This window comes from Flavobacterium sp. N502540 (genome assembly GCF_025947365.1).
Lineage (GTDB): Bacteria > Bacteroidota > Bacteroidia > Flavobacteriales > Flavobacteriaceae > Flavobacterium.
On record NZ_CP110012.1, the window covers coordinates 794484 to 821180 of the forward strand.

20 protein-coding genes are annotated in these 26697 nt (G+C 37.4%); 6 read left to right on the forward strand and 14 right to left on the reverse strand.

Annotated features, from left to right (window positions below):
* Window positions 1-67: 67 nt before the first annotated feature.
* The 8 genes from OLM58_RS03600 to OLM58_RS03635 all read right to left on the reverse strand — a co-directional run bounded on the left by OLM58_RS03600 (window position 68) and on the right by OLM58_RS03635 (window position 13525).
* Complete coding sequence (locus OLM58_RS03600) at window positions 68-1525, reverse strand: SusD/RagB family nutrient-binding outer membrane lipoprotein (protein ID WP_264531231.1); 1458 nt, start codon at window positions 1523-1525, stop codon at window positions 68-70.
* Window positions 1526-1536: 11 nt separating this feature from the next.
* On the reverse strand, window positions 1537-4743 hold the full coding sequence (locus OLM58_RS03605) for a SusC/RagA family TonB-linked outer membrane protein (protein WP_264531232.1): 3207 nt from the start codon (window positions 4741-4743) through the stop codon (window positions 1537-1539).
* 262 nt (window positions 4744-5005) lie between these two features.
* The gene (locus tag OLM58_RS03610) at window positions 5006-7168 is read right to left on the reverse strand and encodes a S9 family peptidase (RefSeq protein WP_264531233.1); all 2163 of its coding nucleotides are present in this window, start codon (window positions 7166-7168) and stop codon (window positions 5006-5008) included.
* 3 nt (window positions 7169-7171) lie between these two features.
* Window positions 7172-8467, reverse strand: a complete 1296-nt coding sequence (locus OLM58_RS03615) for an aminopeptidase P family protein (RefSeq protein WP_264531234.1) — start codon at window positions 8465-8467, stop codon at window positions 7172-7174.
* Between the two features lie 4 nt (window positions 8468-8471).
* Window positions 8472-9707 (reverse strand): NAD(P)/FAD-dependent oxidoreductase, encoded by a 1236-nt coding sequence (locus OLM58_RS03620; RefSeq protein ID WP_264531235.1) that lies wholly within the window; start codon window positions 9705-9707, stop codon window positions 8472-8474.
* 72 nt (window positions 9708-9779) lie between these two features.
* Complete coding sequence (locus OLM58_RS03625; RefSeq protein ID WP_264531236.1) at window positions 9780-10790, reverse strand: 4-hydroxyproline epimerase; 1011 nt, start codon at window positions 10788-10790, stop codon at window positions 9780-9782.
* Window positions 10791-12377: an aldehyde dehydrogenase (NADP(+)) gene (locus OLM58_RS03630; protein ID WP_264531237.1), complete on the reverse strand. Its 1587-nt coding sequence runs from the start codon at window positions 12375-12377 to the stop codon at window positions 10791-10793. It lies immediately after the preceding gene.
* Window positions 12378-12610: 233 nt separating this feature from the next.
* Complete coding sequence (locus OLM58_RS03635; protein ID WP_264531238.1) at window positions 12611-13525, reverse strand: dihydrodipicolinate synthase family protein; 915 nt, start codon at window positions 13523-13525, stop codon at window positions 12611-12613.
* Between the two features lie 178 nt (window positions 13526-13703).
* On the opposite strand from OLM58_RS03635, the gene OLM58_RS03640 reads away from it, so the two are divergent.
* On the forward strand, window positions 13704-14549 hold the full coding sequence (locus tag OLM58_RS03640; RefSeq protein ID WP_264531239.1) for an AraC family transcriptional regulator: 846 nt from the start codon (window positions 13704-13706) through the stop codon (window positions 14547-14549).
* Between the two features lie 190 nt (window positions 14550-14739).
* Here OLM58_RS03640 and OLM58_RS03645 read toward each other — a convergent pair whose 3' ends face one another.
* The 6 genes from OLM58_RS03645 to OLM58_RS03670 form a co-directional block, all read right to left on the reverse strand.
* On the reverse strand, window positions 14740-15756 hold the full coding sequence (locus OLM58_RS03645; RefSeq protein ID WP_264532420.1) for an endonuclease/exonuclease/phosphatase family protein: 1017 nt from the start codon (window positions 15754-15756) through the stop codon (window positions 14740-14742).
* 48 nt (window positions 15757-15804) lie between these two features.
* Window positions 15805-16668, reverse strand: a complete 864-nt coding sequence (locus OLM58_RS03650) for a rhomboid family intramembrane serine protease (protein WP_264531240.1) — start codon at window positions 16666-16668, stop codon at window positions 15805-15807.
* A 43-nt stretch (window positions 16669-16711) separates the two neighbouring features.
* Window positions 16712-17524: a rhomboid family intramembrane serine protease gene (locus OLM58_RS03655; protein WP_264532421.1), complete on the reverse strand. Its 813-nt coding sequence runs from the start codon at window positions 17522-17524 to the stop codon at window positions 16712-16714.
* Entirely contained in the window at window positions 17524-19482 is a 1959-nt protein-coding gene (mutL, locus tag OLM58_RS03660; protein ID WP_017494852.1) for a DNA mismatch repair endonuclease MutL, read from the reverse strand. Before mutL ends, OLM58_RS03655 begins: the two co-directional genes overlap by 1 nt.
* Before the next feature lie 218 nt (window positions 19483-19700).
* Window positions 19701-20273 carry a 6,7-dimethyl-8-ribityllumazine synthase gene (gene ribH / locus OLM58_RS03665; RefSeq protein ID WP_264531241.1) on the reverse strand — a complete coding sequence of 191 codons (573 nt, stop codon included), beginning with the start codon at window positions 20271-20273 and terminating at the stop codon, window positions 19701-19703.
* A 76-nt stretch (window positions 20274-20349) separates the two neighbouring features.
* Entirely contained in the window at window positions 20350-21129 is a 780-nt protein-coding gene (locus OLM58_RS03670) for a tetratricopeptide repeat protein (protein ID WP_017494854.1), read from the reverse strand.
* 379 nt (window positions 21130-21508) lie between these two features.
* On the opposite strand from OLM58_RS03670, the gene recF reads away from it, so the two are divergent.
* The 5 genes from recF (at window position 21509) to hisC (ending at window position 26671) form a co-directional block, all read left to right on the forward strand.
* Window positions 21509-22603: a DNA replication/repair protein RecF gene (gene recF, locus OLM58_RS03675; RefSeq protein ID WP_264531242.1), complete on the forward strand. Its 1095-nt coding sequence runs from the start codon at window positions 21509-21511 to the stop codon at window positions 22601-22603.
* A gap of 107 nt (window positions 22604-22710) precedes the next feature.
* Window positions 22711-23409, forward strand: a complete 699-nt coding sequence (locus OLM58_RS03680; protein WP_264531243.1) for a thioredoxin domain-containing protein — start codon at window positions 22711-22713, stop codon at window positions 23407-23409.
* 10 nt (window positions 23410-23419) lie between these two features.
* Window positions 23420-24097, forward strand: a complete 678-nt coding sequence (locus OLM58_RS03685) for a DUF2461 domain-containing protein (protein WP_264531244.1) — start codon at window positions 23420-23422, stop codon at window positions 24095-24097.
* Window positions 24098-24384: 287 nt separating this feature from the next.
* Window positions 24385-25446 carry a glycosyltransferase gene (locus OLM58_RS03690; protein ID WP_264531245.1) on the forward strand — a complete coding sequence of 354 codons (1062 nt, stop codon included), beginning with the start codon at window positions 24385-24387 and terminating at the stop codon, window positions 25444-25446.
* A gap of 109 nt (window positions 25447-25555) precedes the next feature.
* Window positions 25556-26671 (forward strand): histidinol-phosphate transaminase, encoded by a 1116-nt coding sequence (gene hisC / locus OLM58_RS03695; protein ID WP_264531246.1) that lies wholly within the window; start codon window positions 25556-25558, stop codon window positions 26669-26671.
* Window positions 26672-26697 lie beyond the last annotated feature (26 nt).

The following is a 26697-nucleotide window of genomic DNA, read 5'->3' on the forward strand; positions in this document are numbered from 1 at the left end:
TGGGATTAAACAAAAAAACCGGAACCTAATTAAAGGCCCCGGTTAAAAACAGGAAAACTAATTCAAATTAAAATTTATCCCAGAAAATTTTTGTAGTCATTAAATCTCCTCCTATGGCAGCAGCAGCAGCCTCATAATTTCCTTTGTTTAAGGTTTTATCAAAAAGAGAGTAAATAGTACGAACCGGTACTTTTCCTTTTGCTGCATCAACTGCAGTTACAGGAGCTACTAATGCAGGGAAATCTAATCTTCTGTATTCTGTCCAGGCTTCAAATCCTCTGTTGTAATAAGCGATCCAAAGCTGGTAGGCGATTTTTTCCTTAGTCGTTCCGGCAGCAGTTGCAAAGTCAACATCTGTTCTGTTTACATAGGTCTGTGCATCAGCATTCGAAACTCCCCAAAAGTTCATGCTTGCCAAAATTCCTTTTTTATAATATTCTTCCGGAGTTCCTCCTACGCTAAATCCTCTGTTTGCGGCATCTGCCAAAAGGAAACAGGTTTCCGTGTAATCAAAAATTACTCCCGGGTTTGTTCTTTCTTTCAATCTTGATCCCATGTTTGAAAAATCGCCATAACTCACTTGTTTGGCATAGGGAGCTCCTTTATAACTGCCGCCTTTTTTAGAGTCCGGATTAAAGAATATATCACGTCTTGGATCATTTTTTCCATTTAATTCATTCACAAAATATTCAGTCGGGATGGTTTGACTTTCGTTTACCAAAGTATCATACAACGGATTCATATCAATAAGTGATGAAAAATACTGGAACAATGCGGTTTCATCTTCACTGGTCATTACTCCTGAATTGTAAGCACTTTCTATTATTGCTTTTGCTTTTGCAGGTTCAACGTCAGCAAGGTGTAATCCCAATTTTAATTTCACACTATTGGCTAATGTTTTCCATTTTGTCACATCGCCTTTGTAAATTAAATCGGCTTTACCAAAACTCTCTTTACTGCCGTCCATAGCCGTGATAGCGGCATCTAATCTGGCAGCCAAATCTAAATAAATGGTTTTGGCATCATCGTATTTAGGATAAGGATATGCATTAATATCCAGAGCTTCACTGTAAGGCACATTTCCAAATAAATCTACAAGTGCCTGATAAGCCATCACAATCTGAACGTCAAGTACTGCGATTTTGTTTTTCTTAATTGCAGTATCAACAGCTCCTAAAGCTTCTTTGCTCTTTATTTCTTTTTGAGCGTTTACTAAATCCTGTAAAACGTCTCTGTATAATAAAGTTGACAGAGAACTTCCTAAATTTCTTCTCTCCATATTGTAGTTTACCTCATCTGTATAAGTTGTGGTAGACCAATATTGAGCATATCCTCTAAAATTGTTACTGTTTACCGAAGCATTAGTCAGGAAGTAGGCATAATTTACCTGTGCATTGGCCATAAGTGCCCCCGGCAAAGCAGTGTTATATGCTTTTTTATCCTTATTTAAATCTTCTAAGTTATCACAAGAGGCTACCGAAAGTAAAATGGCTCCTGCAAAAAATATCGTTTTTACTATTTTCATTTTTTTTGTTTTTAGAATTGAACTTTCATATTAAAGTTGTACTCTTTTGAGGTAGGCAAAACTCCGGTTTGAAAGCCCTGAAGATTTCCTGAAGAAAGTCCCGCTTCCGGATCAGCGTAAGGTAAATTTTTATGAATGATCCATAAGTTGCTTCCATTGACTGACAAAATCATATTGGTGATAAAAGTCTTCGCAAGGAATTTTGACGGCAATCTGTAGCTTAATCCTAACTCACGTAATTTCACATAAGAAGCATCGTAAACATATTGCTGTTCCGGCATGGAGTTGTAAAAAGAATATCCATTTGCTCCTTCTACGCTTACGATTTTGTCGTTTGGAGTTCCGTCTGCCTTAACACCTGCCAACAAAATCCCTCCTCCATTTGCCAGCGGCTCTCTTTGCGGAACACCTAAATGGTTATTGGAAACTGTACTCTCATAAATACCTGTAGTATGTCCGAAACGTTGGTCTAATGAGTAAACATCTCCTCCTTTTTTCACATCAATCAGGAAGTTTAATGAGAAATTTTTATACGTAATTACGTTATTCAAACCACCAATCCAGTCCGGATTTATATCTCCAATTGTGGCTCCTGCAGTTTGCTGATATCTTCCGTTTGAACGAATTACTTTTTCTCCGTTTAAATATGTAAATCCGGAACCAATCAACTGTCCAATTGGTTTTCCAACTTCAGCAACATATCCTACTCCCTGGAAAGATCCTAACGAAATTCTGTCAGCTCCTCCTAATGAAATCACTTCATTTTTATTGGTAGACCAGTTTACTTTTGCTTCCCAGCTAAAATTTGCTGTCTTTACCGGAATTACAGACAAGGTTACCTCATATCCTTTATTCTGAACATCACCTCCGTTTATCCAGGCTCTGGTATAGCCGGTTTGTGTAGGTGTTTCAACAGAAAGAATCTGGTTGGTTGTATTGGTTTTGTAGTAAGAGAAGTCAAGACCTACACGATTATTGAACAATTTAAGTTCAATACCTGCTTCGATACCTTTTGTCAGCTCACTTTTTAAATTAGCATTACTTTTTTCATTTTCTGTAGAAAAACGAATTCCATCAGGTCCAAAATTATCGTTCTTTGAATAGTTTGCTGCAATCACCGAAAATGGTGCATCAACACCTGTATCAGCATAATTCAAACGCAATTTTCCAAATGATAACCAACTTGTTTTAATATGGTTACTAAAAATATAAGTTCCTGTAATCGAAGGGTATGTATAAGTACTATTATCTGTTGGCAATGTCGAAGATTTATCTACACGATAAGTTCCCTCTAAGAAATACGTTTCCATAAAATTGAAACTTGCACTGGCATAAACACTGTTGGTACCAATGGTTACTTCTGACTCACTAGGACTGTTGATTTTATCAATAGAATTACTCAAAGCATAAATTCCAGGTACTACCAGTCCGCCATTTGTCGCTGTAAAAATAGACTTACCCACCGAACGTCTTGAATTGGCTCCAAGCATTCCGTTAAACTTAATTCCATCTGTAATATTGGTTTTAAAATTCATGATCAAATCGAAGTTGATCTCCCTGAATGTTTTATCAAATCTGGTATACTGCCCAAGTGCATTTTGTGTTCTTTTTGACCCCACGGCAATACGCTCTTCCTGTAACTGATTATAGGTATCTACAGCACCTTTACCTGTAACCTCAAACCAATCGGTGATTTGTGTATTCAAAGCAAAGTTTCCGAAAAAACGATCACGATTTAAAGTGTTGTAGTTGTTGTATCTTTGAAAATAAGGATTGTCATGAAACTGCAGTGTTAAATCATTTGGTCCTCCAACACTCCAGGTTGTATTTTCACCTGTAAGATTGTAAGCATCTTTTAAATCCTGAAAATCCACACTTGTAGAATACCATTGCCTGATACTGCTCAGATAGTTATTTCCACCGTCACCATAACCGGTTTCATTCATTCCTTTCGCATCTGCTTTTAAATAATTGGCCGATGCCGAAATTTTAGTTTTAGGCAAAATGTTATAGCTTCCGGAAAAGTTAAAATTGTCTTTACGATTGTTACTGTTTGGCAAAATCCCCTGATTCATGTTATAGTTAGTATAACCAAATCTGAAATCTCCTTTCTCACCTGATCCCGTAAAAGCAATATTATTAATGAACGTTAAACTCTTTTGGTAAAAATCATTTGGATTTTTCTTTACCGCTGTCCATGGAGTAGCTTTTCCGTAACCCGGTAATTCAGGATAGAAAGAACTCCAGTTGTACACTAATAAATTCGGATCAAATTTAGGTCCCCATGAAGCATCATCAGTTGCAGCATACGGATGTACACCACTTCCTAAATCAACTGTTCCGTAGAAGTCACCGTATCCTCCACCGTACTGATTTTGATACTCCGGTAATGTTTTTTTATCGACTACACCCACAGTAACTCCGGAACTAAAACTTACACCTAAACCTCCTTTAGATTTACTTCCTTTTTTTAGCGTTACGAGAATCACCCCATTTGAAGCTCTTGAACCATACAAAGCAGAAGCTGCAGCTCCTTTCAGTACGTTCATCGTTTCGATATCATCAGGATTGATATCCGAAGCGGCATTTCCGTAATCGTATCCTCCCGTGTTACCTCCTCTTTTCTGATCTGCACTATTGGTATTGTCATTATTCAACGGAATACCGTCTACAATCCATAACGCCTGATTATTTCCAGTCAGGGAAGTAGTACCACGAATCACCACATTTGTTGAACCTCCGATATTATTATTACGTCTGATTTGTACACCGGCAATTTTACCCGAAATAGCGTTGGCTACGTTACCATTGTTTACTTTGGTCAGATCCTCTCCTTTAATTTCCTGAGTGGCGTACCCTAAAGATTTCTTTTCTCTTTTAAGCCCCAAAGCGGTAACCACAACCTCTCCAAGCTGCTCTGATGCAGGAGATAAAGCTACATTCGCCGTGTTACCCGTAACGGTTACCTCTACAGCCTTCATCCCGATATAATTAAAGATTAAAACAGCGTTTTGACTTGTCTTTATAGAATATTTACCGTCAAAATCAGTTTGGGCTCCTGTTTTTGTTCCTTTGATCAATACACTCGCACCCGGTAAAGGCAAGCCTGCATTATCTGAAACAATTCCCGATACAACCCGCTCCTGTGCGAGCGCAAATTGTGCTAGCAGTACAAAAAAAAGTACTACCGTTTTTCTTTGAAAAAACTTGAATTTCATAAAATGGTTTTATAATTAGTATTGGCAAATGTTTTGCTTTTTTGATAATTTTTATGATAATATATTATCGCAAAAACCTATTATATTACCCTTTTGTTACATATTTAATATTTTACATGTATTATCTTACCCTTTCAAATTTGCGCAACATACGTAATTATTTTCTTACTTTTTGTGTTTTTTTAATTGATTTTAGACCACAAAAAAAGGGAGAAGTCCTTTTTACAGAAATTCTCCCCTTTTTTATGCTTTTAAAACGATTTTATTTTGCTCCCGGAGGACATTTTTCTTCAATAAATTTTATAAAAGTATCAACTAAATGTTTTTGGGTTCCTTCGCCTTCATGAATACTGTGTGTACGATTTGGGTAGATCATTAAATTAAAAACTTTGTCGTATTTTATCAGTTCATCAATCAAAACTTCAGCATTTTTATAGTGCACATTATCGTCGCCGGTTCCGTGAATGTAAAGCAGATTTCCTTTTAAGTTCTTTGCGTGTGTTACAGGTGAAGCCTGAATGTAGGCGGCTTCATTCTCGTCCGGCAATCCCATATAACGTTCGGTGTAAATATTATCGTAGAAATGCTGATCGGTAACTGCTGCGATCGCTACACCGGTTTTGTATATTTCCGGATACTGAAACATCAGATTTAAAGTTACAGCTCCCCCTCCGCTCCATCCGTGTATGGCCACTCTGTTTGCATCAATAAAGTTCCATTTCAGCACTTCTTTAGCAGCCATTGCCTGATCACGGGTATTGACAATTCCAATATTTTTATAAATTGATTTTCTCCATTTTCTTCCTTTCAAAACCGGAGTTCCTCTGTTATCCATTGCAATCCCAATGTATCCTTTCGGAATTAACTGTTCAATAAATCCATTAAAATAAGGCATGTCATTCGCTACCGAAGCCATTGGCTCTCCGTAAACGTAAAAGAATACCGGGTATTTTTTTGTCGGATCAAAATCAAGAGGTTTTGCCATGATTCCATCGATTTCAACTCCGTCGACAGTGGTGACTTTAAATTTCTCTAATGAAAAGTCACGTGTTGGTTTTACAAAAACATCAGCCTCTTTTGGCAATATTTTTTTATGATCGGAAAGTGAAACTAAGCCAACATTAAAATCGCGATTAATATTAGAATTGATGTGTTTGGCATATGATCCGTCTGTTGAAAACTCATATTCATTGGTCCCTTCAAATACTTCCGGAGTTATTCTTTTGGTTTTAAGCGAATTAATATTCGTCTCATACAGATAACGCTGTGTAGCATCTTTCGGACTTGCGATATAATAAATTGATTTTGTCTTGTCATTATAAGCTTTAAAATAAGCATCGAAATTTCCGGTTGTGATCAGTTCTTTCTTTTTCCCGTCACGGCTGATTTTATAGACATGCATCCAGCCATCGGCATCCGAACTCCATAAAAAAGATTTACCATTGTCTACAAACTGACAAGGAAAACCATCGTACACACCAGAGGAGATATCAAAAACATCAATCCATTCTGCCGACTTTTCCTGATAAATTAAAGTTGCCTTTCCGGATTGCGCATTACAATTATAGATCGAAACCTGATTTTGATTTCGATTTAATTGTACGGCCATTACCTCATCTTTTGCTACCCACTCCATACGAACCAAATAATTATTATCAGGCTCTCCCGGAATAGCAAGCCAGTTGGTTTTTAAAGAAGCAACATCAATAACTCCAATTTTTACAGCAGAAGGTTTTTCTCCAGCTTTAGGATATTCTACCGGAACTACAAATGGGTATAAAGCAGCTGTATTGTTAATCATTAAGTGAAACTTTGTCTCCGAAGCATCTACACGCCAAAAAGCAATACTTTTACCATCGGGACTCCAGCGGAATCCGTCACGCGCAGCCAATTCTTCTTCGTAAACCCAGTCAAAAGTTCCATTGATTACCTTATCAGTTCCATCTGTCGTTAAAGCGGTAATCTTTCCTGATGCCAGATTTTCAAGGTAAATATTGTGCTTTGAAACGTAAGCTACATTTTCGTTATCCGCAGAAAATTTGGCAAACATTAAGGAAGACTCTTCTAAGCCGGCTCCTAATTTTCTTCCTTTTCCGGTCGTTAAGTCAAAAAACCAATAGTCGCCTCTGGTATTGGCTCTCCACACTTTTTTTGAATTGGTGTAAACGAGAACTTTAGTTTTATTCTGGTTCCAGACTAATTCTTCCACTTCCCCGTTAAAACCTGCCGCTGCAAGCTGTTGTTGCGTCAAAACAGTAGTACTCTGATTGAGTTTATCCACATCATACACCAAAATATCCTTTCCTGAATTTACCCAAAATGAATGTGAATTGGGCAGCCACTTTAATTCGTTAATATTAATATCTTTTTGAGCCAAAATGCTCGAGCAAACAAAAAGAAGCAGTAAGAAGTATTTTTTAATCATGGTTTATTTGGTATTTAATAACTGTTCTATTTCTTCAATTTCAATAGGCATATCTTCGGATAAATTGATGTTTCCGTCTTCGGTTAACAAATAATCATTTTCCAGTCGACAGCCGATTCCTTCTTCCCGAATATAAATTCCGGGCTCGCAGGTAAGCACCATTCCTTTTTCAAAAGGTTTGGAATACAAGCCCACATCATGAACATCCAGTCCGACAAAATGAGCCGTTCCATGCATGAAGTATTTTTTGTACACAGGATTTTCGGGGTCTTGCGCTTCAATTTCTTCCAAAGTAATCAAACCTAATTTTACCAGTTCGGCTTCAACCAGACTTGCCATCTGCAATTCATACTCTTTCGATAAAACACCCGGTTTTAAAAATTTTGATCCTTCTTTCAAACAGTGCAAAACCGATTGGTAAACTTCTTTCTGACGAGGAGAAAATTTTCCGTTTACCGGAAGACAGCGTGTAGTGTCGGAATTATAATTACCATAACAAACCCCAAAATCAACCAAAAGCATATCGCCGTCCTGACAAACCGAATCATTGGTATTGTAATGTAAGACACAGGCATTCTTACCCGAAGCGATAATGGGTTTGAAAGCATGACGATTTCCTCCGTTTTTGATGTAATGGTACGCGAGTTCAGCTTCCAGTTCGTATTCTTTTACATTGTGCTTTACCGCTTTTAACAATGCTTTGAATCCTTCGATACTTATTGCCACCGCTTTTCGGATCAAAGCGATCTCTTCATCTGATTTTACGGGACGCAGCTCTCTCGTTATTTTGGCTACACGCTCGTATTGATGCAGCGGATATTTTTGCTTGCACCACTGAATCATTCGATCCTGGCGGGTATTCATTTCCGAAGTTATTCTCTTAATGTGCTCGTTGTGCCCCAGATAAATGGCATCGGCCTCAAAGGCAAACAGCTGTAGGGCTTTTTCAAATTCGTGCAGCCATTTTACATTTTTAATTCCGGAAAGAGCCGTAACTTTCTCTTTGGTCAAGAAATCTCCGTCCCAGATTAATGTATGTTCACTGACTTCTTTTACAAATAAAATAGCTCTGTTTTCTTCTTTAAAAGCATCGGGATAGAGCACCAAAATAGTTTCGTCCTGCTCAATTCCGGACAAATAAAACAAATCATTATTTTGTGCAAAACCCATGACATCATCTGTATTATTGGGCATCACATCGTTTGAAGTAAGAATAGCCAAACTGTTAGTCTGCATTTTTTCGACAAACCTCTTGCGGTTATTTTCGAATAAAGAAGCCGGAATTGAATCGTATCTCATAAATTTATAATTGAAACATTTTAGTATCAACCGAAGTTGTTTTGCCTGAAATAATCTCCGTGATTATTTTTCCGGTTGCCGGTGCAAGGCTTAAACCCATCATCGCATGTCCGGTGGCGAAAGTCAAATTTACAACTTTTTTGGCACGGGTGATAATTGGCATTCCGGAAGGTGTACAGGGTCTGAAACCAAACCACGTATCCTTATTTTCTGGCATCTCCACCTGCATTTCAGGATAAAACGCATTGATACTGTTTATGATTCCCTGTAATCTGTTTTTATTGATTTTGGTATCTCCGGTATGGGTAATCTCCATCGTTCCCCCAAAACGAATATCATTGTTCATAGGGGTTACGGCTACCTTTCCTTCGCATAAAATCGAAGGAATCGAAGGTTTGTGATCTTGATCCTTCAGTGTAAAACTGTATCCTTTTCCCGGTAAAATAGAAACCGAAATCCCGAGTTTTTTTGCCAATGAAGGACTCCAGGAACCGGCTGCCAGCACAACTTCATCTGTGGCGAATATACCCTTGTCAGTTACGACCTTCGTAATTTTATGATGATCGAAAGTAAAATCCTGTACTGTTGTACCGGCGTGAATTTCTACTTTTAAGCGCTTTAATTCTTCTTTGATAAACTGCATGAATTTTTGTGGGTACAAATGGGCATCGCCTTTATAGTGTATCCCTCCTAAAATATCGGTTTTAGTACCGTTCTCTAATTTTGCAACTGCTGCCGCAGAAAGATAATCTACTTTTAGACCCAGTTTTTCGGCTTCTCGTCCTTCATGAAACATTTCATGTGCTACTTTATCGGTTTTATACAACATCAAAAGTCCTTTTTCTTCGTAGAAAAACGAATTGTTTTCTCTGGCAAAATCCTGATACAATTCTTTACTCAACAGTGACAAATCACGCAGTGCCGGCATTGCATTTGCGACGTGTTTCTCATTGGCATGTTTGTAAAACTGCAACCCCCATTTCATCAAATTGGCATCTAATCTCGGTTTTACATAAAACGGACTCTGACTGTCGAACATCCATTTGATTCCCTGAGCAATCATACCGGGCTGTGCCAGCGGAATAATATGCGAAGGAACGATCATTCCGGCATTTCCATAAGAACAACCGTCATCCATAGGAGACTGATCAAAAATTGTTACCTCATATCCTTCTTTAGCCAGATAATATGCAGTACACAAGCCTATTATACCTCCTCCAATTATACTTACTCTTTTCATTTGTACGAAATTAAAAAATTCATTGAAGAAGAATGTCATCCTCCTTCAATGAATCTAAATTTTTAATATTTTTTAAATTACCTGAAAACCATGAGCATACGGATCATTTGCTTCATCGATGATGATGGTGTTGTAACCGTATACTTTTGCCCAGCCCTGAATACTTGGTACAATCGCAGGAATTTCTCCAATTGAAGTTTCCTCTACCACTTTTCCAATAAACTTGCTGCCAATGTAACTTTCGTGAATAAAATCTTCTCCCGGTTTAAGTTTCCCTTTGGCATGCAGCTGTGCAATTCGTGCTGATGTTCCGGTACCGCACGGAGAGCGATCGATGGCTTTGTCTCCGTAGAAAACAGCATTTCGACCTGACGATGTTGGATCTAAAGGCTCTCCCGTCCAAAGCATATGGCTCACATCGCGAATGGTATCATTTTCCGGATGGATAAAATAGTCCGGATATTTGGCATTAATTCTCTTACGGACTTCCTGACTCAGCTGGATAATTTTACCGGCTGAGAAATCCTGAATTCCGGAGAAATTTTCTTGTGGATCCACAATCGCATAATAGTTTCCTCCGTATGCCACATCAAAAGTAATTTCACCCAGTTCAGGACAATCAATAGTTAATCCTTCTGCTGCCAAATACGATTTTACATTGGTCAGACGCACCCAGTCGACTTTGTTTCCGGTTTGCTGGTACTCGATATTCACAAGACCGGCAGGTGCTTCCATTTTTATTTTCCCCGGTATTTTTGGGGTAATCAAACCTTCTTCAATGGCAATGGTAATAGTACCAATGGTTCCGTGACCGCACATCGGCAGACAACCGGAAGTTTCGATAAACAAAATTCCGAAATCATTGGCAGGATCGCTTGGCGGATATAAAATGCTTCCGCTCATCATATCATGTCCGCGAGGTTCAAACATCAGTCCTTTGCGGATCCAGTCAAATTCTTTTAAAAAATGCTGACGTTTTTCGCTCATGTTAGCGCCCGTCAAATTCGGCCCACCGCCTGCCACCACTCTTACAGGATTCCCGCAAGTGTGCGCATCTACACAAAAAAAAGTCTTCTTTACCATTTATGCTATCTGGGATTTTGTTTGAATATTATTTAAGGTTCTTAAAATCTGTAATGGATTCTCGTTTTGCAATTCTGCAGGTAATAATTCATTGGGCCAATTCTGATAACTAAACGGTCGAACCCAGCGATAAACGGCATGAATTCCAACGGCAGTAAATCTCGAATCGGAAGAAGCCGGATAAGGCCCTCCGTGAATCATTGAAGGACATACTTCAACTCCCGTAGGAACACCATTAAAAATCAATCGTCCCACTTTACTCTGCATCGCTGCAATCAGTTCGTCCTGATTTTTCAATTCCTCAGGCTCTCCAATAATGGTACCTGTCAGCTGCCCGTCCAATTGATTGATAATGGCCAGCAATTGTTGTTCATCATCACATTGCACCAGTACCGAAACAGGTCCGAAAACCTCATGACTTAAGATTTTATTCTCTAAAAAAGTTTTCCCGTCTACGGTCAAAACTTTCTGTACTCCGTAATTTGGTGCCGCATCACCTTGGTATTCTGCAATTTTAGTGACTCCATTCTGTGCCAGCATTGTTGCTGATCCTTCTTCAAAACCATTCTTCATTGAGGGGTGCAACATACAAAATGGCTCAATTTTCTCAATAGCCTGTGTCAATTCTTCCGAAAATTTATTCAATTCCACTCCCTTAATACCAAACAGTAATCCGGGATTGGTACAAAACTGACCTGCTCCAAGCGTGATAGATCCCGCATAAGCCGCAGCCCATTTTTGACTGTTTACCTTTACGGCATTGGGCAAAAGTACCACAGGATTTACACTCCCCATCTCAGCAAAAACCGGAATTGGCTCCGGTCGCTGTGCTGCCAGATCAAACAAGGCTCTTCCGGCACGGATACTTCCGGTAAAACCAACTGCTTTTACTAACGGATGTTTCACCAACGCGGTTCCCAGAGTTGTTCCTCCACCAATAAGATTGGAGAAAACACCCTCCGGCATATTTGTTTTTTGTGCTGCTTTTATTATAGCCGAAGCAACCATTTCACCTGTTCCTACATGCATCGAATGACTTTTTACAATCACAGGACAGCCTGCCGCTAATGCTGAAGCGGTATCTCCGCCGGCTGTTGAAAATGCAAACGGAAAATTACTGGACCCAAAAACCACCACCGGGCCAAGGGGTACCAAAATTTTACGCAAATCTTCTTTTGGCGCAGGAACCCTGTCTGTTATTGCCGTATCAATTGCAGCCTGAACCCAGCTCCCTTCAATGAGCATTTGGGCAAACGCGCGTAGCTGACCAACCATTCTGCCTCGCTCCCCCTCTGCTCTGCCCATTGGAAAGCCGGATTCACTGCAATACTGAACTAACAAATCATTTCCTAAAGCTACGATTTCCTCAGCGATAGCATTTAAAAAACCTGCTCTTTCTAAACCGGAACATTTTTTATACGTTCCAAATGCCTGATGAGCCAAAGCAACTGCTTCTTCAATTTCTTCATGAGTTGCTTCTGTAAAAACCCAGGGATTTTCAACATTCTGCTGCGGATTAAATGTTTTAAATGTTTTATTTCCAGCAGCTTTAAGTGTACTTCCCACGTAATTTTTTCCTGTAATCATATTTCTTTTTTGTTGTTTGAATAAATACTTTACAATTCTTAGAGTCTGTTTGAGATTTATTATCAAAGGATTTTCGAGCGAAAAGAGGCAAATTTTAATAGAATAGCAGCGCTATTGTATTAAAATTTAACGACGTTGCAGCCGAAAATCATCATAAGAAAGCCAACAAATAAAATTTAAACAGACTCTTAAAGAAGAAATTTGTAAAACCAATTGTATCCGCTTATATACTGTTACAAGTTTTTATAATCAGGCAAAGTTGGTCTTGATGCTAAGGATTTGGCAATAATATCTAAAACTTTTTCTCTTTCAGCTCCCTGAAGCGGTAATCTTGGTGCGCGAACATATTCTGTCCCAATACCTGTTGCTACCTCTGCAAGCTTAATATTTTGTACTAAAAATGAATTGATGTCTAATTCTAATAAAGGAAGAAACCATCTGTATATTTTCAAAGCTTCATCAATTCTACCCGCTTTGGCTAACTTGTATATCGCAACTGTTTCTTTTGGAAAAGCACATACCAGACCTGAAACCCATCCATCGGACCCCATCAATAAACTCTCTAAAGCCAGAGTGTCTACTCCTGATAAAATCTTTAATCGGTCACCGAAACGGTTAATCATTCTGGTAACATTCGAAATATCTCTTGTTGATTCTTTTACTGCCTGAATATTATCAAATTTCAACAGTTCTTCAAACATATCCAGTGTAACTTCAATTTTGTAATCTACCGGATTATTGTATATCATTATTGGAAGTGATGTATTTTTTGCGACTTCAGAAAAATACGTTACCGTTTCGAAATCAGAAGCTTTATAACGCATTGGAGGCAGCATCATTAAACCTTTTGCTCCATCTTGTTCGGCTTTATTGGCTGCTAAAATTGCGGCACGTGTAGTTTGCTCTGCAATATTCATAATTACCGGTACCTGATTGTTTACCAGACTAACCGTATTTTTCACTAATTCTCTTCTTTCCTCTTCCAAAAGAGTACTGGCTTCTCCTAATGTTCCGCCCAGAATTATTCCTTCAACACCTGCCTCTAATTGTGCTTGTAAGTTAACTTCAAACATTCTGAAGTCTAATTTATCATCTGCAGTAAATTTAGTTGTTACTGCCGGCATAACGCCTTTCCATTGAATACTCATAATATCGATTTTAATTAAAACCAAAATTATTTATATTGAACAAAGCAAGAGGCTTAAAAATTACCTCAAAACAATACTATATTACCCTATATAAACTGATTACACAAAAAACCAATTAATATATTGCTATTTTTTTGACAAAATAAAATATATTTGAATGAACTAACCTTGACCAACCATGAAAGTTTTTCCATTTAAAATCCCTAAATCGGGAGAAGATCCTCTTATATATCAAGAGGATAGAGAGATTGTTTTTTACGACAAACTCCATCAGCACGAAGAAATACAAATTAGTTTTATCGAAAAAGGACAGGGTGCCATTTTTGCCGGAGATACCATCTCGCATTACCGCGAAGGTGATATCTTAATGATTGGAAGCAATTTACCTCATGTTTTCAGAAGTGAAGTATATGACAATGAATCTTCCATTATGCGTACCTTATTCTTTACTACAAGCTCGTTTGGAAAAGATTTCTTCTCCCTAACCACTTTCAAAAACATCCAGCCTTTTTTAGAAAACAGCAAAAATGGATTTATTACGCACAATCCCCCAAAAAAAATCGTCAAATCTTTCAAAAAGCTGAATAAATCAGACAACTACGAACGCTTCATTTTGTTTCTGGAAATCATAAAGTGGCTTTCCAACAGTGAGAGAGAACAGCTCTCCAACCATTTGTACGATAAAAAAATTACGGATAATGAAGGCAAACGAATGCAGACGGTATTCGAACATGTAATGACCAACTACCAAAAAAACATTAACCTGGATGAGATTGCCTCGATTGCCAATATGACTAAAAACGCATTCTGCCGGTATTTTAAAGTCCGGACCAACAAGTCATTTTTCCAGTTTTTAATAGAAGTGAGAATCGAACATGCTTCCAAACTGCTGGCCAACAACAGTGAACTTTCGGTTCTCGAAATTGCCGAATTATGCGGCTTTAACAACATCTCCAATTTCAACAGAAAGTTTAAAGAACTGAAGCAGACTTCTCCGTTGCAATACCGAAAACTGAATCTATAAGTAGTTTATTGTGACTTAACCGCAAGGGACGCAAAGTTTTTTTGTCTAAGTTTACACATATAAACGCAAGGTTCGCAAAGCAATAAGATAAAGCTTTGCGAACCTTGCGTTTATATAAAATCTAATAAGTAAAAATTCCTTGCGTCCTTTGCCGTTAAATATTCTCGCTCCTTACGTGGTCCCAAAAACGCTACTCAATAAAAAGCCTCGTCATAATAGGATAATGATCTGAATTTTCAAAGTCCGAAAAACTCTCAAATTGTTTGACTTTCATTTTACTGTCCGTAAAAATATAATCAATACGTGCCGGATAATAACGAAACTTATAGGTGGCTCCAAATCCTTCTCCAGCTTCTTCAAAGGCATCCTTGAGTTTTCCTTTGATATTTCGGTACACATATGAAAACGGACTATTATTCATATCGCCACAAATAATAATCGGATTTTTGCATTGTTTGATATTTTCTTTAAAGATCTCGGCTTGTTCCTGCTGTTGTCTGAATCCTTTACTGATTCGGGTATAAATTAACTGCGATTTTTCCTGATTAACATGATCAATATTATCTGAAATATCACTTACATCCGGCGAAATTTTTATAGACTGCAGGTGCATGTTGTACACCCGAATAACCTCTTTGCCTCTTTTAATATCGGCATAGATTACGTTATTATCTGAGTTTGGAAAGATGATATTTCCCTGATCAATAATAGGAAATTTTGAAAAGATCGCCTGACCGGTTTTAATTTTATTTCCTTCGATGAAAATGTAACGATGCGGATACACTTTCAAGTCCAGATGAGCCGAGTTGGAATACTCCTGAATACACAGAATATCCGGATCTTTTTCGTCTATAAAAGCTTTTATATTGGAAGGAATATCGTCGCGATCGAGCCATTTAAAAACATTAAAAAGACGCACGTTATAGCTCATTACCGAGAAATCTCTCTCGTCTTTAACATATTCTTTTGTTGAGAATTTATAAAATTTACTGATAAAAGTAATTCCGGTTAACAATACCAAACCGGATAAAATAAGACGTTTTTTAAACTGAATTCCCCAATAGACGAAGAACAAACCATTGAGAACGAAGAAAGCCGGCATAAAGAGCGTTAAAACCGATAGAAGCGGAAAACTCTTTGGTGCCAGAAATGGTAAAATATAAATACTAAACGTCAGTACAGTTAGCACTATATTCAAAAAGAACATTATTTTATTAAACCATGAAAGGTTTTTCATATTGCGGGCCTAAAACGATTATTTTCCAGCTTTAAATAAAAACTCTTTTTCTTCTTTTGTCAGACAATCATAACCGGACTGGCTGATTTTGTCTAAAATTTCATCTATTTGTTGTTGCGTTTTGTCTTTCGTAACAATTCTTGACGTCACTTTTTCAGTAGGTTTTTTGTAATTTTTATGAACTTTTGTGAATGGGGTCGATGGGGATTTTTTAAATAAATTGGCAAAGAAATCTAATGTTCTGGAAACAATTTTACTAAGATCTGTACCGTTCTGAAGCAGCTTGATAAAAAGGAATCCAAAGAAAGCTCCTGCCAAGTGCGAGATATGTCCTCCGGTATTGTCTAAACGAAACTGCATTAAATCAAGAACCAGAATCACAGCTGTAATGTGCCAAAGCTTTACATTACCTATAAGCAGCAAACGCACATTCATCAAAGGCTGATAAGTGGTAACACCCATCAGGATTGCCATGATTGCAGCCGACGCTCCTACTATAGGCGCTGAAATATTTAAAAAATAAAAACTCAGTGCAAAAACAATCCCCGAAAAAATGGCTCCCAAAATATACAGTCCGAGATATTGTTTTTGGGTAAAGAAAGCCAGGAATAACTGACTCGCAAAATTCAACACCATCATATTAAACAATAAATGCAGAAAGCCATAATGAAAGAAAGCATACGTCAAAAACGTCCAGGGCTTGAACATAAAAACGGCAGGATCTGATGACAATGCCAGCCAGTTCGGAAAAGCAAACTGAGCTGTAGAAAAGTTATAGAATAACACTAATGAAATCAGGAAACAACCAATGTTCCAAAAAATAACACGCATGGCTATTCCGCCTAATCGATATTGTAATTTTAAATCATCCAGAATGTTCATAAAAGCTTTCTTTAATTTTTATTTGCAATATTAAAGTTAAAAATTAATTCCAACGATTGTTATTAAACTGATTTTTTTTCCAGTACCACATCATGAAGTACCCAATGACCGCACCTCCAATATGAGCGAAGTGAGCGACCCCTGTACCTCCTCCTCCGAATATAGAATCTCCTTTGAAACCTAAAAACAAATCAATGGCTAAAATTCCGGGTACAAAATATTTCGCCTTAATCGGAATTGGTATAAACATCAATGCAAGCTCAGCATTTGGAAACATAAAAGCAAAAGCCACCAAAAGTCCGTAAATAGCTCCCGAAGCTCCTACCATTGGTACCTGAGTAATTACAGAAGCATTAAATAATCCTTTAAACCCTTCTTCAGTAAGATTAGTCTTTCCAACCCCTTCCAATATTGGCTTAATTTGATCTAAAAACATATCGGATCTAAAACTCGTCCCGTCACTAAAATTTACATTTAAGATCTGATGTAATGTCGCATCTGATAACCCTAAGCTTCTTACCGGCTCTAAAGCTGCCTGGAATTGCAAATAATTTACCCCTATTTGTAATAAAGCGGCACCTAATCCACATGAGATGTAAAAGAAAATAAACTTCTTTCCTCCCCAGAAATGTTCCAAGGCCGATCCGAAAGAAACCATCGCAAACATATTAAAAGCAATATGTAAAATACCACCGTGCATAAACATGTGTGTTATAGGCTGCCAAAGCTTAAAAAAATCGCTTTCCGGAAAAAATAATGCGAAAAACTGCTCGGAAACAGGCACTAACTGAGCACCTATAAAAAATATGATATTAATTATAAGCAGTTGTTTTACGACAGGAGTCATGTTGTTCATCATAAGGCAAACTTTTTATCTATATCTTCTACACGCATGGTGATGAAGGTAGGTTTTTGAAAAGGTGAAATGTTTGGATCTTTACAGGCAAATAATCCGTTGACCAGATTGTCCTGTTCTTTTTCGGTTAAATAGGATCCGGTTTTAACCGCTAAACTTTTAGCCATCGACTTGGCAATGGTATCATTCTGACTGTAACTGTTGGCCGGAATTCCATCTTGTAAATCACTTAATAATTGTTCGATAACCAGAGAGACTTCACTTTCGGTAATATTTACCGGAATTCCCGAAATCACAATATGATCGGTCTGAGCTTCATCAAAAACGAAACCGGTTGTTTCTAAAGAAGGTTTCAATTCTTCAATCAGTTTCATTTCGGCCGAAGAATAAAATAAATTCAACGGAAACAATAATTGCTGACTGGAAGCCTGATTGACTGTCATATTCAACAAAAACTGCTCGTACAAAATACGCTGATGTGCTCTTTGCTGATCGACAATCACCATTCCGGATTTAATTGGCGAGACTATATATTTTTTATGAATCTGATACGTTCCCTGACTCGCTTGTTCAATTTCATTATCGTTAAATAAGGAGGAGGTCACTTCTTCGTTTTCGAAGGTAAACGGTGAACTTTCGATACTTTCTGTCTCCAAACCGGTATACAAACTTTCCCAGCTTGCCGTTGGCTCGACTCTTTTAGAATAACCGGAATAAGAATTTGCTCCTGAGCTATAACTTGAGCCTGAACCTGAATTGGAACCCGAGCCAGATCCTGAGCTAAAACCAGAACCGGAACTAAAACCGGAACCTGAGCCCGATTTGGCATAATGCTGATTGGTTTTATCATCTGTAAACGGATTAAAAGTCCCGTCAACCTGAATCGTTGGCGTTTCGGCTTCTAAATCTTTATAATGGTACGGAGTATCTAAATTCGCGTCACGTTCAAAATCTAAAACAGGCGCGACATTAAACTGTCCCAAACTGTGTTTTATAGAGGCTCTTAAAATAGCGTACAAGGCCTGCTCATCATCAAACTTAATTTCTGTTTTGGTAGGATGAATATTGATATCAATCGTATTGGGCGGAACTTTCAAATATAAAAAGTAACTTGGCTGCGAACCGTCTTTCAAAAGTCCGTCATAAGCCGCCATTACTGCATGATGCAGATACCCGCTTTTAATGAAACGATCGTTTACAAAAAAGAATTGCTCTCCTCTGCTTTTCTTTGCAAACTCTGGCTTGCAAACAAATCCCTGAACGTTAATAATCTCTGTATCTTCACTGACCGGAACTAATTTTTCATTGGTTTTTCCGGACATGATTCCCACAATTCGCTGACGATAACCTGCCGCAGGCAAATTATACAATTCGCTTCCATTGTGGTAAAAAGTAAAATGAATATTAGGATGCGCCATTGCCACACGCTGAAACTCATCCATAACATGACGAAATTCCACCGTATCCGATTTTAAGAAATTACGGCGTGCAGGAATATTAAAAAATAAATTTTTAACCGCAAAAGAAGTTCCCTTAGGCAAAACAGCTTCTTCCTGCGACACAAATTTACTTCCTTCGATTACAATATGCGTCCCCAGTTCTTCCTGATCCTGTTTCGTTTTCATCTCCATGTGCGCAATCGCAGCAATAGAAGCCAATGCTTCTCCACGAAATCCTTTAGTATGAAGCGAAAAAAGATCTTCGGCCTGGCGTATTTTTGAAGTAGCGTGACGTGCAAAACACAAACGTGCATCAGTTACACTCATCCCCATTCCATTATCGATAACCTGAACTAATGATTTTCCGGCATCTTTAATAATCAATTTAATGTCAGTTGCTTTCGCATCAACAGCATTTTCTAACAGCTCTTTTACAACCGAAGCAGGTCTTTGAACTACCTCTCCGGCAGCAATTTGATTCGCAACGTGATCAGGAAGTAATTGAATGATACTCGACATTAAAAAATTTGGGTTAAAGGTTGTCCATCGATTTTTATCGAAAATAATCCGCAAAATCTCAGGGTAATATTATTATTTCAATTCTGGTTTTTGAAACCAAGGTGTACAAATTTAATGAATTTCTGTTGGCTTTTTAAACAACAGCTATCATAAAAAAAACAAAAAACCTATACTATTTTACACAGTATAGGTTTTAGTATTATTAAAACAATTGTGTTTTATTCGTTCTCAATTTTTCTTGGCTTATCTTCGATCTGAAGTGCTCCTGAAGACAACAATGGCTGATTGAACGGGTGTGACATAGAAGCCTGTTGGCGAATATAAGCCATTTTAATTGCTGCGATTGCGGCTTCAGTTCCTTTGTTTCCGTGAATTCCTCCACTTCTGTCAATTGACTGCTGCATGTTATTGTCTGTTAAAACACAAAAAATAACCGGAATATCAGTCTGAACATTCAAATCTTTTATGCCCTGAGTAACACCTTCACATACAAAATCAAAGTGTTTTGTTTCTCCCTGAATCACACATCCAATTACAATTACCGCATCAACGTTTTGCGTTTGCAGCATTTTCTTGGCACCATAAACAAGCTCAAAACTCCCTGGAACATTCCAGCGGATAATTTGATGAGCCGGAACTTCACAATCTGTTAGAGCGTCAAAAGCGCCATTATAAAGTCCTTCTGTAACCTTTTCATTCCATTCAGAAACAACAATCCCAAATCGAAAATCTTTCGCATTTGGGATTGTGTTTTTATCGTATTCTGATAAATTTTTATTTTGAGTAGCCATCTGTATATTTTAGAGTATAAATTTTAGATTGCTAAAATACGAATCTAAAATCTAAATCTGAACTCTGCAATTAAAATTATTGTGCTAATCCGATCAATACATCAACAGCAGCAGCTTCCGGAGTCGCGTCGTAGTTGTCTTTGATATCTGTTAAGTACTTCAAAGCGTCTTCTTTTTGACCTAAAGCCAAAGCTGTTTTACCTGCTTTTAACAAGAAACGAGGAGTAGTGAAATCATTTTTATTAGATTCAGCTGCTTTCACGTAATAGTCTAAAGCTTCTTTTTGTTGGTTCTTTTGAGAATAAGCATCTCCAATAGCACCAATTGCCAAAGCTCCAACAATAGCTTCTTTTGATTTAAATTCTCCTAAATATTTAATCGCATCATCGTATTTACCAATGTTCAAAGAAGCAATACCTGCATAATAGTTCGCTAAATTTCCGGCATCAGTTCCTGAATATTCGTCAGCAATTTTAACGAAACCGAATTTACCTTCAGAACCATTTAAAGCCAATTTGTACAGAGAATCACTTGCTACACCATTAGTCGCTTTTTCGAAGTTTTGCTGAGCAACAAACATTTCGCTTGCAGCCTCATCCTGCTTAGGATTTTCAACAAATTTCTGATACGCTAAATATCCTATAGTAGCAATTGCAATACCAGCAACTAAACCAATAATGATTTTTTGATTTTTAGCTACCCAATCCTCAGTTTTTGAAGCAGTTTCATCTAACTTTGAAAAAACACCTGCTGTTGTACTGTCTTTCTCGTCAATAACTACCTGTGTTTCCTCATTTACTTCTTTAACTTCTTTCTCTTTTGGTGCTTTATATCCTCTTTTATTGTAAGTTGCCATTTAAAATTAATTTAGTGAACGGCAAAAATAAAATTTTTATTGAAACCGACGTAAAAAAAATCAATTTTATCACTATTTTAAAAAAAATAATTTCATCCACAGCAAGTCCTTCCTCCTCAAGCTGAAAATAATTCCGCTTCAAACCGATCAAAAGCCTTTTATATCGATAATTTTCGATAATTTGCACACTCAAATTTTTGATGATTTTAAACGACACTTTTCTTAGCCAAAACTATTTTTTTGCCACTGATTTTAAAGATTTACACCAATTAAAAGAGTTTTAGTGTAAAATTCCTTTTCATCCTTTTATCTATAGTAGAAGAAAAAGCTCAAAGAGTTCCTTAGAAAGCATCAAATTTTATCTTAGTATGTCTTAAAAATGTATTTAAACAAAATTTCTTTATTCAATTATAAAAACTTCACCGAAATCAATTTCGATTTCGACCGCAAGATCAATTGTTTTGTCGGCAAAAACGGAATTGGAAAAACCAATGTGCTTGATGCGATTTATCATCTGGCCTACGGGAAAAGTTACTTCAACCCTTTGGCCGTTCAAAATATCAAACACGGAGAAGAGTTTTTTGTAATTGATGCCGAATTAGAAAAAAACGACAGGACCGAACAGATTGTCTGCAGTTTAAAAAAAGGGCAGAAAAAAGTTTTAAAAAGAAACGGCAAAGCTTACGATAAATTCTCCGATCATATCGGGTTTATTCCGCTGGTTATTATCTCTCCGGCCGACCGTGATTTAATTGTAGAAGGAAGCGAAACGCGTCGTAAGTTTATGGACAGTGTGATTTCGCAACTGGATTCAACTTACTTGCATCAGCTCATCCAATATCAGAAAGTAATTGTACAACGCAATGCACTGCTGAAATATTTTGCACTGAACCATACTTTTGACAATGATACTTTATCCATATACAACGAACAGCTGAATACTTTTGGTCAATCGATATTCGAAAAACGAAAAGATTTCCTGGAACAATTTATACCTATATTTAATGTACACCATCAAGCCATAACCGGATCGGAAGAAACCGTACAATTGGTTTACGAAAGTCATTTGTTCGAAAAAGACTTATTGGCTCTGCTTAAGGAGAACATCAACAAAGACCGGGCATTACAATACACAAGCGTAGGCATCCACAAAGATGACCTCTCCTTTGAAATTGATTCACATCCCATTAAAAAGTTTGGATCTCAAGGGCAGCAAAAATCTTTTCTGATTGCTTTGAAACTGGCTCAATTTGAGTTTTTAAAAAAACAAAGTGGCGTAAAACCTCTGCTGTTGTTTGATGATATTTTTGATAAATTAGATGAAACCCGTGTGGCTAAAATTATCGAAATGGTTAACAGCGAAACTTTCGGACAGCTTTTTATTTCAGACACGCATCCTGAACGTACCGAAGCTATTGTAAAATCGACGCATCAGAGTTACAAAATATTTAAATTAGACAATTATACCAATTAGATAATGTGTCAATGAGATAATTAAATAATGATTTTGATTTATCTCATTAACTAATTGACTAATTAAAAATCATTATTTTAGCAGTTCCATTTTTTAAACACAATCTTATGAAGTTCTCTAAAATTCTATTCCTTATACTTTCGGTCGTATTCATTTCCTGCAACGAAAAAAAATCCGGCATTATTGAAGAAATTACTCCGAAGGATTTTGCTGAAAAAATTAAAACAACCGAAAACGCTCAAATATTGGATGTTCGAACTCCGGAAGAATTTGAATCCAATCATATTGACAATGCGGTAAATGTTAACTGGAACGGTGATGATTTTGAGACCAAAGTCGCGGCTTACGACAAATCGAAACCTGTTTTTGTTTATTGTTTAAGTGGCGGAAGAAGTAAAAAAGCAGCTGCAAAACTTAACGAATTGGGCTTTACCACCATCTATGAATTAGAAGGCGGTATCATGAAATGGAATGCAGAAGGATTTTCCAAACCTTCAACAGCTAACGCAGGAATGACCATCGATGAATTTAACAATTTGCTAAAGACAGATAAAAAAGTTCTGGTAGATTTTTATGCGGAATGGTGTGGTCCCTGCAAACTAATGGAACCATATCTTTTGAAAATGCAAAAAGAAATGGCGGACAAAGTGGTTATCATTCGTATTGATGTGGACAAAAACGAAACTTTAGCAACTCAGATGAAAATCGAACAGCTTCCTACTCTGATTTTGTACGAAAACAAAGCCGAAAAATGGAAAAACATCGGCCTCATCAAAGAAAAAGACTTAAAAAAACAACTGCAATAACAGAGAAGATATGTTAACGAAAGAATCATTGCAATTTTTAGACGATTTAAAGAAGAACAACAATCGGGATTGGTTTCTGGACAACAAGAAACGATATGAAGTTTTCAAAAAAGATTATCACCAATTAGTTAGTGATTTACTGGATGCGATGAAACCTCTGGATCCGGCACTGGAACTATTAGAAGTTAAAAACTGTACTTTCAGGATTAATCGTGATATTCGGTTTTCTAAAGACAAATCGCCATACAAAGCACATTTAGGAATATGGATGTCTTCAGCCGTCAAAGGCCTCAACCGAGCCGGATATTATGTACATATTGAAAAAGGAGCCAGTTTTATTGCGGGAGGATTTTATTCGCCTGAAGCCGAAGATCTGAAAAAAATACGCAAAGAAATTGCTTTTTTCCATGAAGACCTGGAAGCGATACTGGGAGATAAAAACTTCAAAAAAGAATTTGGCAGTCTGGATGTCAACGAAAGCAACGCTCTCAAAAACCCGCCAAGAGGTTATGAGAAAGACCATCCTGCCATTGCGTTTTTAAAATTAAAAAGCTTTACCGCTACCCAAAAATATGACATCGACGAAGTGACTCAAAAAAACTTCGTTTCGAAAATGAGCCAAAAACTCATCGCTTTAAAACCTTTAAACGAATTCTTTAATCGCGCTTTAGACATCGAAGAATTTTAGAGAAAAACACCGCCACGAATTCACAAATTTTTTAAATTAATTCGTGAATTCGTGACGAAAAGACTTTGTTTCGAAAATAAGCAAAAAACTCATCGCTTTAAAACCCTTAAACGAATTCATCAATCGCGCTTTAAACCATGAAGAATTCCGGAAAAGATACTTCAAAAAGGATATGCTGCGCCCCAGAAATGCGAGATAAAGTTTGGCGACAAATTTCACCTATTGCTCTACATCAAAAAATCCATTAAAAATCTTTTAATCTGTGGCAAAAAAATTAAGTTTGCCGAATGAAAAAAAGGAAAATACTTTTTCTTGGAGAATCTTATCGTGCTGACGCCATTACGTGGATGAAAGGCCTTGAAGAATTTGGCGGTTTTGAAATTTGCACCTGGGAACTTCAGACCCCCAACCATTCCAAACTCAGCCGATTCAAACGTATTTTAGAATATCTTTTCTCTCCCCTTTCGATTCGAAAAAAAATCAAACAGGAAAAACCGGACATGATTATTGCCGAAAGAACCACTAGTTATGGTTTTCTGGCTGCAATTTCAGGAATGCATCCTATTGCGATTGCACAACAAGGCAGAACCGATTTATGGCCGGAAGGTTCAATACTACTTCCTTTTAAAAAATTCATTCAGAAACACGCGTTCAAAAAAGCAGATTTAATACACGCCTGGGGACCGGTCATGACCTTTTCGATGAAAGCAATTGGCGTAGACATGAGCAAAGTTTTAGTCCTCCCAAAAGGAATTGATTTATCCCTTTTCACACCATCAATAAATAATTCGACAAAAATCGAAGCGATTGTCACCCGCTCTTTACAGCCGGAATACCGTCATGATTCCATTTTAAAAGCCTTTGGTATTTTACACCAAAAAGGAATTGACTTTTCATTAACCATCGTGGGCGACGGAACCCGACTGCAATCTTTGAAAGACTTAGCCGCAGCATTGCAAATTGAAAAAAAAGTAATTTTCACCGGAAGAATTCCGAATACAGAACTCCCTAAATTATTACAGCAATCTAACATTTACATCAGCATGCCCATTACCGAAGGGGTCTCGGCATCTTTATTTGAAGCCATGGCCTGCAATTGCTATCCAGTTATCTCGGACATTCCCGGAAACCAAAGCTGGATCAGACATCGCGAAAACGGACAATTGATTGAAATCGACAATATCGAAATGCTTGCCGAAGAATTGATCTGGTCTTTTGAAAATTCGGAATTAAGAAATCAAGCTATCATCCGAAATAGAAAATTTGTCGAGGAAAATGCAAATTACAGTACCAACATGAAGATTATTTCTGAGAAGTATCATGAATTGCTTGATTTAAAAAGAAATTAAGCTTTCTCAGAAAAATCTGTAAATTCCTTAACAAAAAAAAACGTAACTTTTCTTCCGTCGCAACGACCTACTTATTTCATTGAATTGTTTAATTTAATCTGATAAAAAGATGAGCAACAGAAGAATTTGGTTAAAACAAATTGGCCTAGGAACTATTGGACTAGGAACTATTGGACTAGGACTTTATCCTTTTGAAACATTTGCCACCGGCACTACTGAGCCTATAATACCCTCTACAGATAATTCACCCATATTGCTCCGTTCCAACGAGAACCCTTATGGTCCGTCACCAAAAGCACGGGAAGCAATGGCCAAAAGTATCAACATCAGCAATCGATACGGCTGGAATCTTTCACCAGAATTAATCGCTCTCCTGGCAAAAAAGAATACGGTTTCAGACAACAATATCCTTTTGGGCGCAGGCTCCACCGAAATTTTAGATTTAATACTTCAATATACCGCATTGCAAAAAGGCAATTTTATAATCGCCGAAACAACCTTTGACTACTGGACAGCTCCTGCTGAAAAATTAGGCATAAAAAAAATTGCCGTTCCCTTAACCAAAGACAAAAAACACGATTTAGCTGCCATGCTAAAAGCCATTGATAATGATACCAAAATGGTTTACATCTGCAACCCAAACAACCCGACGGGAACGCTATGTCAAAGAGAAGAACTGATTTCTTTCATCAAAGAAGCAACTCAAAAAACACTTGTTTTTGTAGATGAAGCGTACATCGATTTTACAAACGAACGATCGTTAAGTGATTTAGTGGTCACCAATAAAAATCTGATTATTACCAAAACTTTCTCTAAAATGTATGGCCTGGCAGGCGCCCGTATTGGCTATGCTCTCGCACATTCTGCCACGATTGAGGAATTAAGCATTTTGAAATCGTCTCCCAACTTATCCGTCAGTGTTGTCTCTATTGCCGCGGCGATTGCCTCCCTAAACGATGAAAGTTTCATTCGTCAGGTACGCACCTCCAATGAAGAAGTAAAAAAATACACCATAACACAACTGAATCTTCTTAATTTAACCTGCATCCCTTCCTATTCTAATTTTATTTACTTCTCATTAGAAAATTACAAAAAAGACTATTTCCAGCAATTGAAAGACCACAACATATCAGGAACAAAAATTTATGAAGAAAACGGCAAATGGACCCGAATTACCATAGGCACCATGAAAGAAATGCAACAATTTATTCAAGCCATAAAATAACATCAGAGAAAAGATCCAAGCTATTT

What these genes read in the sequence shown, in the direction of transcription:
- OLM58_RS03600 (WP_264531231.1), bottom strand. Translation starts at nt 1,525, where the DNA reads ATGAAAATAGTAAAAACGATATTTTTTGCAGGAGCCATTTTACTTTCG.
- OLM58_RS03605 (WP_264531232.1), bottom strand. Translation starts at nt 4,743, where the DNA reads ATGAAATTCAAGTTTTTTCAAAGAAAAACGGTAGTACTTTTTTTTGTA.
- OLM58_RS03610 (WP_264531233.1), bottom strand. Translation starts at nt 7,168, where the DNA reads ATGATTAAAAAATACTTCTTACTGCTTCTTTTTGTTTGCTCGAGCATT.
- OLM58_RS03615 (WP_264531234.1), bottom strand. Translation starts at nt 8,467, where the DNA reads ATGAGATACGATTCAATTCCGGCTTCTTTATTCGAAAATAACCGCAAG.
- OLM58_RS03620 (WP_264531235.1), bottom strand. Translation starts at nt 9,707, where the DNA reads ATGAAAAGAGTAAGTATAATTGGAGGAGGTATAATAGGCTTGTGTACT.
- OLM58_RS03625 (WP_264531236.1), bottom strand. Translation starts at nt 10,790, where the DNA reads ATGGTAAAGAAGACTTTTTTTTGTGTAGATGCGCACACTTGCGGGAAT.
- OLM58_RS03630 (WP_264531237.1), bottom strand. Translation starts at nt 12,377, where the DNA reads ATGATTACAGGAAAAAATTACGTGGGAAGTACACTTAAAGCTGCTGGA.
- OLM58_RS03635 (WP_264531238.1), bottom strand. Translation starts at nt 13,525, where the DNA reads ATGAGTATTCAATGGAAAGGCGTTATGCCGGCAGTAACAACTAAATTT.
- OLM58_RS03640 (WP_264531239.1), top strand. Translation starts at nt 13,704, where the DNA reads ATGAAAGTTTTTCCATTTAAAATCCCTAAATCGGGAGAAGATCCTCTT.
- OLM58_RS03645 (WP_264532420.1), bottom strand. Translation starts at nt 15,756, where the DNA reads ATGTTCTTTTTGAATATAGTGCTAACTGTACTGACGTTTAGTATTTAT.
- OLM58_RS03650 (WP_264531240.1), bottom strand. Translation starts at nt 16,668, where the DNA reads ATGAACATTCTGGATGATTTAAAATTACAATATCGATTAGGCGGAATA.
- OLM58_RS03655 (WP_264532421.1), bottom strand. Translation starts at nt 17,524, where the DNA reads ATGAACAACATGACTCCTGTCGTAAAACAACTGCTTATAATTAATATC.
- mutL (WP_017494852.1), bottom strand. Translation starts at nt 19,482, where the DNA reads ATGTCGAGTATCATTCAATTACTTCCTGATCACGTTGCGAATCAAATT.
- ribH (WP_264531241.1), bottom strand. Translation starts at nt 20,273, where the DNA reads ATGGCTACTCAAAATAAAAATTTATCAGAATACGATAAAAACACAATC.
- OLM58_RS03670 (WP_017494854.1), bottom strand. Translation starts at nt 21,129, where the DNA reads ATGGCAACTTACAATAAAAGAGGATATAAAGCACCAAAAGAGAAAGAA.
- recF (WP_264531242.1), top strand. Translation starts at nt 21,509, where the DNA reads ATGTATTTAAACAAAATTTCTTTATTCAATTATAAAAACTTCACCGAA.
- OLM58_RS03680 (WP_264531243.1), top strand. Translation starts at nt 22,711, where the DNA reads ATGAAGTTCTCTAAAATTCTATTCCTTATACTTTCGGTCGTATTCATT.
- OLM58_RS03685 (WP_264531244.1), top strand. Translation starts at nt 23,420, where the DNA reads ATGTTAACGAAAGAATCATTGCAATTTTTAGACGATTTAAAGAAGAAC.
- OLM58_RS03690 (WP_264531245.1), top strand. Translation starts at nt 24,385, where the DNA reads ATGAAAAAAAGGAAAATACTTTTTCTTGGAGAATCTTATCGTGCTGAC.
- hisC (WP_264531246.1), top strand. Translation starts at nt 25,556, where the DNA reads ATGAGCAACAGAAGAATTTGGTTAAAACAAATTGGCCTAGGAACTATT.